We start from the raw sequence: 12211 nt of genomic DNA on the forward strand, positions 1-12211 counted from the left end.
CCGCTCATCCGGGAATGGGTGAGTTTTCGCCTTGCTACCAGTGTGATCACAAAACTGATACTGCTCTATCCACCCAACTACGACATGGAAACCAGTTATGCCCTCCTCGCTGTTTTTTTGTGCGTTGGTATCGCTGTCGGGGCCATTGGTGTTGCTGGTCAGTCACCTGCTGAGTTCTCACTTGAGTCAGATTCAACCGTTACTACCCCTACCCAAACAGTTTCAAATGAATTTACCGACGGTGAACTCACAGTACGCCAGACCGCGGTAGTTGAACCCGATGAAGTACTCACGGGGACAGCCACGGTTCCGAATACAGACGAACAATACGTAATTCAGTTTCGAGATTCAGATTCGCCGCTGGACGCTAAGATATTAAATAGGACTGATGAGGCTGAGACGCCATTTAAACATCATGTCTCTTCAGAATCGCCCGGCAGCTATGCGGTTAATATCTGGGACCCGAACGAACAACTCGTCAAATCAGTGTTGCCGGTCGTTATTGCTTCCCACGATGTCTCCTCAGTACAGATCAACAGTTCTTCCCCATCGAATGCCGATGTGGCACCGTCTGAAACCCCCCCCGTAGATGTTTCGCTGACAACACTCGAAGCAACGACAGTTGAGAAGGTCAACCTGACTGTGTGGAATGACAACGAGGAGCTATCAACTACCCTCGAAAAGACGGCGACAAACGAATACGAGGGCACACTTCCCTCACTTGACGAGGGTGAGTATCAGGCCCAAGTGCGTGTGCGTGGTGGAGAGACGGTGAATGGTCGACCGTCACTAATCGGATTGAGCGACGCACACTCGCTTACAGTGGCTGAGACACAGGACTCTGAAGACGACAATACAGATAATGGATCGTCGGACGACGATGGTGAAGATGGTGATGATTCTTCTGGGTCCACAGATGATGGGAACAACACATCAGATGACACCAACAGTACGGACGACTCTACCAACACATCTGATGGATCGAACAGCACAGATACCACCGACAGTACGGATGACTCAAACAGTACAGATGACTCCGACAACACAGGTGGAGATTCGACCGGGACGTCCACAAACGGTACAGACAACGGAACAGACGATTCTGCGACCAATAATAGCTCGGACGCGACCGGAAATGATAGTGACGGGACCATTTCACCGAACAACGATACAGATTTAGCAGATGGAACAGAGGATAGTACGCCGCTGTACGCGGTCCAACTGATTCTAGTGACCGTTGTACTTGGGAGTGCGTTCCACCGATTCAGACGAGCCAACTGAGATCTGCCGAGACAAGGATATTAAAAGCGTTCCACTACGCGTATTGGAATACCCGACTCAATGGCACTCGACAAACGGCGACGATTCGTATATGCACTCGTTGCGTGGATGGTGAGCGTGATTCTTCTACTGACTGCGCTCGACGCGTTAGAACTCGAGTTGTTTTTTGTCGTGTCACTCATTGGTCTACTCGTGGTTGTTGAGCTTACGGCCCCATTCAATGTCACACCGCGGTGGCGGCAACGACTGCTGCCAGTGATCCTTGCCGGACTTGCGGGGTTCAGCTACATCGTCATTCGGCGTATTATCGAAATTCTACCAGAGGGGACGTTCTAAATGCGAACGCCACCACTTCCACGACTCGTACTGTACGTCCTCATCGGGCTCCTCGCAGGCGCGCTTATTTTTGCCGCAGGCACCTCTACGGCCTCGTTTGGAGCGTATAATCCCCAGTGGGACGGAACGAGTGAGTTCCGAACGCTCATTGATGAGCGTCTAGACAGCCGGATCGTCTTTGACACGACTTCATACGAGACAGAGAACGCGACAGACGCCGTGGCGATTATTCTGGCGCCCACAGAGTCGTATTCAGCCAACGAATCACAACGCATCCGAGAGTTCGTCGAGCGGGGTGGGACCGTTGTCATCGCCGATGACTTCGGTCCACACAGCAATCCGCTCCTTGCGGCAATTGGGGCTGACGCACGGTTCAACCAAGCCCAACTGCGTGATGAACAGGAATATTATCGCGGACCGTCGCTCCCGCTCGCCCCAAATGTGACGACGACGCCGTACACCCGAGGTGTCTCACAGCTCACGCTCAACGGAGCCACTGCGGTCGAACCAGGGAATGCCACCCCAATCGTGACGAGTTCTGATCTCTCCTATCTTGATCGGAATGCGACTGGGAATCTCTCGGCTGGCGATGAACTTGGTGCGTATCCCGTCGTCGCTGTCGAGCCCATCGAAGAAGGCCAGATCATCACAATCAGCGACCCCAGCATCTTTATCAATTCGATGCTGACACAGCCGGATAATCGCGTCTTTGCGACGCAACTCGTCGACACCCACGGGCAAGTGATTCTCGATTACTCACACGCGGGCACACAGCCGCCGCTGGCGCGCGCGGTGGTGCTGCTTCGGTCATCGCCACTCCTACAAGTTAGTGGGGGGGTCGCCACGCTCGGTCTGTGGCTGCTTGGGTGGCGCCGCATCCGTGAGGGTACAGTGAATGGCGCTGTCGAGACACTCCTCCCAGCGCGCGTGCTGTCGCGACTTCCCCATTGGGTATGGGACCGCTCCGGAGGAACACAAACAATCGATCTCGATACAGAGACACTTCGGACGACAGTTCACGAAGAGTATCCTGAACTTGATCTTGACGAGGCACAGCTTCAGCAGGTGATGACAGCTGTTTTATCTGAGCGGTCACGAGACGAACAAGATGAGTAGTCCCGAGGCGCTATACGAGACGCTCCGTGAGGCAGTTGGCGATGTCATTGTTGGCAACGAGGAGGTGCTTGAAGGGCTAACGATCGCACTACTGACTGATGGGCACCTCTTGCTTGAGGGAGTACCCGGCGTCGCAAAAACGACGATTGCTAACGCCTTTGCGCGGGCATCTGGGCTTTCGTATAGTCGGATTCAGATGACACCCGATATGGTGCCCGCTGACGTCGTCGGGACAAACGTCTACCAACAGGCAACTGGTGAATTCCAGCTGAAAAAGGGGCCTGTGTTCGCAAATCTGGTTGTGGCCGACGAGATCAATCGGGCCACACCAAAAACACAGAGTGCGCTGCTGGAAGCGATGGAGGAATCGACGGTTACGATTGACGGTGAAACCCTTGAGCTGCCAGCGCCGTTCATGGTCATTGCGACACAGAACCCAATCGAAATGGAAGGCGTGTTCGAACTCCCAGAAGCTCAGCGCGACCGCTTCCAGCTGAAATACACCGTTGAGATTCCCGACCGGGCTGGTGAACGCAAAGTGCTTGACCGCTTTGATACAGCACCCGGTCTTGGTCCGTCAGCGGTTGAACAGGTCATCGAGCCGGACGAACTCCAGCGCGCAAGCGACGCTGTCACCGAAGTCTACGTTGCTGATCCGGTCAAAGAGTACATTCTGGATCTCGTGGCGGCAACACGAGCGTCACCGATGTTACAACACGGCGGCTCCCCACGGGCCACACTTGCCTTCTTGAGTGCTGGCAAGGCACGTGCTGCGATTCAGGGGCGTGACTACGTGATTCCAGATGATATCAAATCGCTCGCAGCACCCGTACTCAAGCATCGTGTGATCCGGACGACTGACGCCGAACTCGCTGACGAATCTGTCTCCGAAATTATCGATGGGGTGCTTGCTGATGTGACGCCCCCCAGCGCCGACACAACGTTTGCTGAGACAGACGAACAAGCGGTACCGAGTGAGTAACTCTCTGAGGACTCACAGAGAGAACAGCCGACATCAGCTAACGTGGGTTGTTGGTGCGTTTTGAGACGGGCCCCTGCTCACTCGCGGTGACCATACCGACACGTCACGGTAAGCGGGTCATCTTCTGTGACCGTGACCTCAACAGGTTCGCCGAGTGTCTCAACGAGGCTCACGCCAAGAAATGAGGAAATCGGATGATCAATGGCTGTCGGATCACCTAAGCCGGCACCACTAATCTCAAACGTGACACGCTGTGTGTCGGTATCGACCGCCGACTCAACGCTATCTGCGAGTTCAAACACGTCAACTAGCGCATCAGCGATGACTGGCGCAGCCGACTGTGGACGTGTTCCGAGCGATTGGTCCATGGTGTCGGAAAACTCTTCGAATAGCGGCACACCGGTCGGATGAAACGCAACGCCACCTGTGGTTGGATCCTCAGGCACGACAAATAGATCAAGATCGGTTACTGACTCGGGGAGTGGCGCGTCTACGTCTCGTGGGACAAATAGCCGGACCGCATCTCCCGGGACGTACACTGGCTCGCCCCGGAGCCCTAACTCATCAATCGTCGCCTCACGGTCGGCACGAGCTGCCTCAAAGATGCGCCCGCCAATCTCCGCAGAAATGAAGCGTTCAGGCGTGATAAAGTAGGTGAGCACCCCGGCAAAGATTCCTGTCCCACCAAGCGCAAACAGGACAGTACGAGCATCGGGAAACACAACGCCTCCAGCGATCCCGAGCAAGCCCACGACCAACAGGCTCACCGCAGTCCGGCGGTACGTCGTCTGGCGGGCGCGGGCGTACTCCTCGCGGAGCTGTCTGTTTTCAGCTTCAAGCACCGCCACGCGGGTCTGGAGTGCTTCTGGTGTGTCGGCTGTGGAGGAAGACTCATCAGATGCCGGTGAGTGTGCGGACTCAGTACCGCCAGAGTGCGCCATTATGATATCCTCTGATTCATGCCACTCCCAATCATCCTTTTGTTTCCGAGTCTGGGTTATCTGCTGGCTCAGCAGGGGTGACAAGGTCGAGACGGACGAGCGTAACCCGATACGTGAGGTATACGCTACCCGCGACAGCGAGAGCCAACAGCCCCCCTGTGATGAGCATCCCCTGCTCGCTTGTTCCTACTACAAGGGCGATCAGAGCGACCCACCCGAGACTGGTCACCATGAGGGTGGTCGTATCACGTGACGACCGGGCTCGCTCTGTTAACACAGCGAGGAGGCCAAGTTGTGCGACGCCGACAGCTGGTGAGAGTCCACTCAAAACGGGGATGAGTGCGAGCTGTCCGAGAACGAACGCAAGCGGTGCCGAGGTAACGACCCCCGCAACGCCGAGAACTACTAGTGAGGCAATCGGGAGCGACGGTGACAGACTCACCAGCGTGACCGCAACAAGCCCAAGCCCGAAGATGCTTCCCCAATCGCGAGCGCGTACATCGATGAAGGGTGGTTCTTTTGGGTACGGTAGCTTCGATGCCTGTTGTGTCATTGCGTTCTCACTCCTGCTGTTCGGCGGTGGGCAAGGACACGCTGGATGCGTGATTCGGGTGCCACCTCGAACGCACTGACTCGGGGGTGCCGCTCGAGGTCGCGCCGGAACTCTTCGAACTCGCGATAGCGATCATACAGCTCGGTAAGATCAGCGAGTGCTGGTGGCTCGAACAGACAGTGTGGTGTTAGAAACACTAAGATCCGGCTGTCGCCCTGGATCGCTGTCTTGACTGCTTCACGGAGCTTCACTGGGTCTTTATCGCTGGTGACGATCACAATGATTCCTTCGCCCCCACCGGTTGAGTGCGCTTGGCGGATGGTACTCACAAGCGGGTCATCCTGAAAACGGTGAACGTACTGTTTTTGATCTCCAACGTATGCGCCAAGGACGGTCCCAAAGGGGCTTGTGTCACCTCCCAGCCGGGTGGCAAGCCGGCGTGCTTGGGGTGCCGACCGAGTGCCTGTTGTGCTCGTCTCGGCCGTCAGTTGGAGATTATATAGTGTGGACTCAATCCGAGTGTACGTCTGTGGCGTTGTTCCCGCGACGATTTGGGCTGTGATTCCTTGCTGGACCGACCGCACGAAGACCCAGTGGGTCGCCGTAGTCCGCGGCTGTCTGTGCGATCCCACCAGCAACCTCACGTGCGTACTCGAGCATTGTCCCGCCGTCGGTCCCGGCAGCCATGCGGTGGCGGTGGTCCACGATGAGAAGCGTTTGGCGGTCTGTTTCGCCCTCTGTTTCACGCACGTATGTCTCCCCAAGACGAGCCGTTGCGTTCCAGTCGATCTGTTGGACGTCATCGCCCGGAACGTACTCACGCAGCTCCCGGGTTGTCACGCCAGGACCGGGACGATCTGAGCGATGTTGCCCATACGCACTTTGGACGCCGGTCCCGCCTTGACCGATATGGAGCTCTGGCGTGTGAGGTTGGACCGTTAACGTAGGTGTCTCCGTGTGCGAAAGTGTCACCGTATACAGCTGGTATCGGTCACCGATCGTGATTGCTACGGGCGAGAACTCGAACTGGCCAACAACGGAAGGGGAAATCGTACAGGTTGTTGTCCCAGTTGTCTCTCCGGCCTTGAGCGCGACAGAAGGATAGTCAGTCTCAGCAGCGATGCCAGGAGGGAGTTCGGCGTCGATGACGAGTGGTTCCTGTGCCGTCTCTGGAGGACGGGAGACACGAAGCGTGAGTTCGGTCTTTGTATCGACAAATACCGTCGTGGTGTCAAGTGTGTACTCAACAGAGAGCTGTCGCTGCTGTGTGCTAAATGACTGGCTGGCAGTGATGGCCCCGCCAAGTAGCCACGCACCAAGGCCCGCTGCGGCGGCGAGAAACACAAGTTGGTCTGCGAGGACTCCAAGGCCGACTAGCAGCAGGCCGGCGCTCGCAAGCGTCCACCACTGCTCAGTGACCTCCATTATCTCTGTCTCAGCGCGGAGGAAATTGAAACTTGGCTTCTCAGCTGTGGCGGGATTTGCTCACGGCAGGCCCCGTGACCTACGTGGCGTATGATAAAATTGGAATCGGTCCGGATGGCTGGTGTTCTTTCTCTCTTTGAGCGACTGTCGTCGCGCTTTTTAATATGGTCGCCATTAAATGGCAACTGTGTCGGCTCGTATGCGTCGTTTCGCACTCGTCGTGGCTACGATCATTCTCGTGAGTGGACTGGCGGTTACTGCGAGTGCGACGACATCTGCTCCCGAGCCACTCAATTCGACGGACGCAAACACTACGCCGTCACATCAGAACCCAACAGAAGTGTCTGAAGGCGGCGACAGCCAGCAAGTTGGGGCGTACCTTGCTCGACAGCTTAGCTCTCGGCTCAACGCGAGTGCCGTCGCCACCAGCGATGAGGAGTATGAGACTGGACAGGCCCTCCTTGGCGACGAGTATGATGTCTTATTAGAGCAGTATTCCGCTGTCGCAGACGATACTGACCTAGAAGAGACGGCGGCACAATTTAATCTCACGCGCGAACAGCAGCGTGAGATCATTGCGTCGGCCCAGCAGCTCAACCAAACAGCCGCCGCCTATGAGCAGGCTGTTGCGAACGGCAATGATACGGAGGCACGGGCACTCGCCCGTAATATCGTCGAGAATGCGAGCGAACTGAATCAGAGTTCGACGACACTCAACCAACAGTACGAGACACTCGAAACACAATCCAATCTAAATTTTGATCCCGCACAAGACTCACTCAACACGAGTCAACGACGTCTCACTCAAGCAGCTGGCGCCGTTGCAACTCGTGAATTTACGGAAACAAATCTGACTGTCCAGCCAGCGCAGTCAAACCTATCGGCCACAGAGCCAACAGCAGTGAGTGGTCGGCTGACGGCTGCTAATGGAACGGCGATCGCAAATGCCACGATCCAGGTTGGGATTGGTGAGGATACAGTCACGACTCGCACTGAGGCAAATGGCACGTATACAGCGAGGTATCAGCCACTTGTCGTGGCGCCAAATGCGTCAGCGCTCACAGCAACATACACGCCGGATCCGGCAGCGCCGTATTTATCGAGTACGGCCACAACGAACATTTCTGTCCATGGGCAACCAGCTACATCGGTTACGGTGACGAATGCGACCACAGAGGCTCGGTTTGAAGATCCGGTCAATGTCTCTGGGTATGCCAATATCACTGAGGGGGACACACAATCACGCGCAGGACTGCCGGTCACACTCCAGGTTGCCGGAGAGCAACTGGCGCAAACTGAGACAACAGCCAATGGCAGCTTTACGCTCCAAACAGTATTGCCCGAGCGGATCCCGGCCGGTGAGACGACACTCCGCGTTGGGCTTGCCACCGAGGACCTGATTCTTACACCATCGAACACAACGGTGCCACTAACCGTCTCCTCGAGACCAACGACACTCTCAGTTGAGACGGTTGACAACGAGAATGATGCGCAGAACGTTTCGGTTGCTGGCACACTCACAACCGACGAGGGCGAACCGCTTGCGGAGCGGTCACTACAGCTTAGACTTGCGGACACTACCGTTGGAACTGTCGAGACAGACGCGACTGGACGGTACCAAACGACCATCGATCGGGCTGCCATCTCTGAAGAGGCCCAAACACTTACCGTTCAGTTTGCTGCCACCGGGAGTAGTCTCGAAGGCAGTACAGCAGAGCAGACGCTGCCTGTATCGTCGACAAGTCCGTTTCGTCGCCCGGCACTCGTGGGAGGGACACTTATCCTGGTAGTTGGAGGTAGCTTGCTCGTGAGTCGGTGGCGAGACGGGACGGTTTGGGCCCAACTCCGCAGCCGTCTCGGGGGAGCGGGGACTGCGACACAGTCAGCAACCGCGACAACGGCAGAGACACAAATTGGGGAGCCGTCACCCACCGTGGTAAGTGACGACGGAGAAGCGACGGGTGACATGTCACTCATCGATCGTGCGCAGATTGCTCTTGATGCTGATGATCCAGATGCGGCCGTCCAGCTTGCGTACGCCGCGTTCAGAGCACACGCAACACGGGATGCCTCAGACGTACCACAGACGCATTGGGAGTTGTATGAGCAGTGGCAGACTACGGATCACTCCGAATCCAACCAAGTGTATCAGCTCACCACCGCGTACGAGCAAGCGACGTTCGCTCCTGACTCGGTATCCGTTGAAACTGCTCAAACGGTAATTGGGATGCTACCCTCATTGACCTCCTCCCGCGCCTGAAGACCTGTCTCTTACCCACAAATCAAGTCGCAGTCGAGTCAATAAATCCGACCGAAACCTCGAAAATCTGTAGATGTAACACTCCTATGGACCGAATTTGCTGATATCGTTTACCACATTCAGTAACCCTCCCACCGCCGAGATCATCGCCCGGATCACTCCTCACCTCGATCTTCCGATTGTAGATTGGGTCCGACAGCGTCTGAAACGTCTGTTTGGGGGCTCCGTGAACTTATGGGTAAGAGACAGGTCTACAGACGGGGGTATGCGCTCGTATTTTTAACATCCCCGTAGAACTGCTACAACGGCTCTGTTGAAATCCTCAACAGATGATACATTCTGATCCGGGTGCGGTCAATACAGGGTACATATTTCGCACTCTGGTCAGTAGTGTATTGACACGGGATTCGTTACAATTACAGCAGTTTCAGACGGGATTCGTTGTAGTGAAGCAGGGGATAGTACACTTGGATGATGGCCAGCCGCCAGGTCCTGTTAGTATGGCCTATTGCTGAATTCGCACTCTTCAGCGATCGGGTGTTTCAGACAATAATGAGTCTGAAGAATGAGAGTTCAACTGAGCCGCTACAACGTATAGTTCATCGGTCTATAACAGTATTAACATCAGTAATCTCAAATCGTGTGCCGCCGTGTTCGCTATCACAGACCTCAATTTTCCAACCGTGCGTCTGGACAATTTCAGAGACGATTGCCAGTCCAAGTCCGGTTCCACTCGCTATCGTCGAATATCCAGTCGTGAAAATCTCATTGCGCTCATCTTCTGGAATACCTGGTCCCGTATCTGAGATATAAAACCCAGTATCGAGCGCTCCAACAGTTACGGTGACCGACCCACTACTGTGTTCAATCGCATTCCGGAACACGTTCTCAAACAGCTGCTGGAGTTGACTCGGGTCTGCGGAAACAACACCCTCACACTCAACAGACAATGTTGCGTCGGTAGTTTCCACGCTTTGCCATCCCCGTTCGGCGACACTGGCGATCGATACATCCTCGAATCCAGGATCTTTCTCACTATTCCGGGCAAGTGTGAGGACATTCTCGATCAGTTCTTCCATGCGGTGTTGTGCCTGTGCGATATTATCGACATGCTCGCTGTCACACTCGTCGCGGAGAAGCTCAGTATGCCCCGTTGCGACGTTAAGTGGATTCCGCAAATCGTGGCTAAGCATACTAGTAAACTGGTTGAGCCGCTCTGTCTTTTGGTGTAGTTGCTGTTCTCGGTGTAACCGATCTAACGCATTTTCCGTGTGCCGAATAAGTAGTTTTGTGAGTTCAAGGTCACTTTCGGTAAAGGCGTTGCGCGTCGTCGCCACCGCTTGAAACGTGCCATGGTCACCGATAGGCACACTAATCGCTGATTTGTACGGCCCTTGCGGGTTGGCCTCTGGAACGCTCGTGAGATCATCAAATACATACGACTCGTCTGTGCGGTAGGTTTTCCCCACGATTCCTTCCGAGATTGACATTGCCGCCAACCCGTCTGGAGCAACCTCTTCAGAGATCGCTTTTGGTTTGAGCATGTCACCATCCTTGAGAGAAATCACGCTCAGATCAAACGAGAGAATCTCTTTGCTTGCGGTTATTGTCCGATCACAGACCGCATCACTCGTCTCACTCTGTGCCAACTTTTCGGCAACATCATGGAGCGCGCTGAGTTTTTGTTCACGCTGTTTCCGCTCAGTGATATCCGTGTAAATGACGAACCCACCCGACTGGTCATCAAGCGGGGCAATCTGGATAAGAAACTCTCGTGGACCACGATCCGTTTGCCGTGTGACTTCCTGTGAGTCAAGCTGCTCGCTGTTGCGGAATAGGTGGTTGAGTTGTGAGTCAGTGTCTCCGTCATGCTTGGGAACAATAGCTGCGTCAAGTGAGTGGCCAACAATCTCTGAGGCAGGATACCCAAACACGTTCTCGAACGCGACGTTGACTGCCTGAACAATTGGCTCTTGACGGTCATATTCTACCTCTACCGCCGGCTGTGTCAGCTCATGGAAGAGCGATTGAAATCGCTGCCGCTCTGTGTCGACCCGCTGTTCTGCTTCACGTTGTGTCACCGCGTTCAGGACCCGGTTTGCCAGTAGTGTGTACTGTTCGACGTTGGGCCCTTTTTGGAGATAGTCAGTGACGCCCGCAGAAATGGCTTCACTCGCAATCTCTTCGCTTCCCTTGCCGGTAAACAGAATAAATGGGAGGTCTGGATACTCCGCGCGCACTGTACTGAGGAGTTCAATACCGTCCATCCCCGGCATCTCATAATCAGACACTACGCAGTCTGTGGTTGCTGTTATCTGGTCTAGCGCATCCGAGACCGTTGTTGCTGTGGTCACCGTAATCCGGTCATCCTGCCGCTCGAGATACGTCGCCGCCAGATCCACAATCCCAGGATCGTCGTCAACGTGTACTACAGACACATCGCTCGGCATACCGTGGCACACTACACCCGTAATGATAGTATTTGTGACGAGAACAACAGAGATCTCGTGGGCAGCAAGAACCGAGCGGTCGTGGTGTGGCATCCACGCCGCAGTAACTCAAGTTGGCCTCCATACCCGATGTTTTGAGTTCAGTACTGTCGAGCATTAGTTAAATGGACACGATATGTTTAGATATAGCCTCGGATAGCGACGCGCGCAGCGGCCGACTACGCACCGACCAAAGAATGCTGAACGGTGATTTCGCGGAGACTCCGATCAGTCAGCGATTCCACCGGATTAGCGCGGCGAGGAAGCCAGGTACTGACGCACGCGAAGTCCCACAAACACAATGACCGCAAGAACGATGAGAGAGATCTGAGGATGTGTTCCCATCTCTTGGTAGATCTCGAAGAGCCGAACCCACGGCGCGATATCGTCACTTGGAGACTCCGGGACGGGAAACAGCGGATACACCAGAAAACGTGCTGCCCACAAATCGCCTGCGAGCAAGAACCGGTAGGTGTCGCCAAGGAGGTGACTGGCGTAGCCGATCGCGAACGCTGCGGGGGTGACGATTCGGAGTCGTTCAGCGAGCGTCTCGGCACTCCAACGCCCACGAAGCCGGGTTGTGATCCACCAGAGGGCAAGTGAACAGAGAGCGAACGTGAACAGCGAGTGGGCGAGTGAGCGACCGTACGTGAGGACCCCAATGTAGGCGAGTGGTTTATCAATCAGATCTGGAAACTGGCTTCCGAACGCAAGCGGAAGAAGCGCAAGACGAGCGGGGAGCCGATGGGTGCTGCTGGCCGCATACAGTGCGTACCAGAGATACGCAAAAGCGAGGTGGCCTAATGGAAGCACGGGAGTAGGATAGTG

11 protein-coding genes are annotated in these 12211 nt (G+C 55.3%); 5 read left to right on the plus strand and 6 right to left on the minus strand.

Going from position 1 to position 12211, the window contains the following annotated elements; translation table 11 throughout:
• The first annotated feature begins 42 nt into the window (after positions 1 to 42).
• The 4 genes from ACODNG_RS05495 to ACODNG_RS05510 are packed head-to-tail and all read left to right on the plus strand — an operon-like array spanning position 43 to position 3715.
• A complete protein-coding gene (locus ACODNG_RS05495; RefSeq protein ID WP_434522752.1) occupies positions 43 to 1281 on the plus strand; it encodes a hypothetical protein in 1239 nt (412 codons plus the stop codon).
• Positions 1282 to 1341: 60 nt separating this feature from the next.
• The gene (locus ACODNG_RS05500) at positions 1342 to 1617 is read left to right on the plus strand and encodes a hypothetical protein (RefSeq protein WP_434522753.1); all 276 of its coding nucleotides are present in this window, start codon (positions 1342 to 1344) and stop codon (positions 1615 to 1617) included.
• Positions 1618 to 2733 carry a DUF4350 domain-containing protein gene (locus ACODNG_RS05505; RefSeq protein ID WP_434522754.1) on the plus strand — a complete coding sequence of 372 codons (1116 nt, stop codon included), beginning with the start codon at positions 1618 to 1620 and terminating at the stop codon, positions 2731 to 2733.
• On the plus strand, positions 2726 to 3715 hold the full coding sequence (locus ACODNG_RS05510; RefSeq protein ID WP_434522755.1) for an AAA family ATPase: 990 nt from the start codon (positions 2726 to 2728) through the stop codon (positions 3713 to 3715). The genes ACODNG_RS05505 and ACODNG_RS05510 overlap by 8 nt, the downstream gene beginning before the upstream one ends.
• A gap of 77 nt (positions 3716 to 3792) precedes the next feature.
• Here the strand turns inward: ACODNG_RS05510 and ACODNG_RS05515 are convergent, their stop codons facing one another.
• The 4 genes from ACODNG_RS05515 to ACODNG_RS05530 all read right to left on the minus strand — a co-directional run bounded on the left by ACODNG_RS05515 (position 3793) and on the right by ACODNG_RS05530 (position 6634).
• Positions 3793 to 4563, minus strand: coding sequence for a hypothetical protein (locus ACODNG_RS05515; RefSeq protein WP_434522756.1), 771 nt, complete (start codon positions 4561 to 4563; stop codon positions 3793 to 3795).
• 124 nt (positions 4564 to 4687) lie between these two features.
• On the minus strand, positions 4688 to 5209 hold the full coding sequence (locus tag ACODNG_RS05520; protein ID WP_434522757.1) for a hypothetical protein: 522 nt from the start codon (positions 5207 to 5209) through the stop codon (positions 4688 to 4690).
• Positions 5206 to 5487 (minus strand): hypothetical protein, encoded by a 282-nt coding sequence (locus ACODNG_RS05525; protein ID WP_434522758.1) that lies wholly within the window; start codon positions 5485 to 5487, stop codon positions 5206 to 5208. The genes ACODNG_RS05520 and ACODNG_RS05525 overlap by 4 nt, the downstream gene beginning before the upstream one ends.
• Before the next feature lie 232 nt (positions 5488 to 5719).
• Positions 5720 to 6634 carry a DUF58 domain-containing protein gene (locus ACODNG_RS05530; RefSeq protein ID WP_434522759.1) on the minus strand — a complete coding sequence of 305 codons (915 nt, stop codon included), beginning with the start codon at positions 6632 to 6634 and terminating at the stop codon, positions 5720 to 5722.
• 340 nt (positions 6635 to 6974) lie between these two features.
• Here ACODNG_RS05530 and ACODNG_RS05535 point away from each other — a divergent pair, with 340 nt between their 5' ends.
• The gene (locus ACODNG_RS05535) at positions 6975 to 8894 is read left to right on the plus strand and encodes a hypothetical protein (protein WP_434522760.1); all 1920 of its coding nucleotides are present in this window, start codon (positions 6975 to 6977) and stop codon (positions 8892 to 8894) included.
• Between the two features lie 599 nt (positions 8895 to 9493).
• Here ACODNG_RS05535 and ACODNG_RS05540 read toward each other — a convergent pair.
• Both ACODNG_RS05540 and ACODNG_RS05545 read right to left on the minus strand, forming a co-directional pair.
• Complete coding sequence (locus tag ACODNG_RS05540) at positions 9494 to 11437, minus strand: ATP-binding protein (RefSeq protein ID WP_434522761.1); 1944 nt, start codon at positions 11435 to 11437, stop codon at positions 9494 to 9496.
• 195 nt (positions 11438 to 11632) lie between these two features.
• Entirely contained in the window at positions 11633 to 12196 is a 564-nt protein-coding gene (locus tag ACODNG_RS05545; RefSeq protein ID WP_434522762.1) for a metal-dependent hydrolase, read from the minus strand.
• Between the last annotated feature and the right edge of the window lie 15 nt (positions 12197 to 12211).

This window comes from Halorubrum sp. AS12, from assembly GCF_051122765.1.
GTDB lineage: Archaea > Halobacteriota > Halobacteria > Halobacteriales > Haloferacaceae > Halorubrum > Halorubrum trapanicum.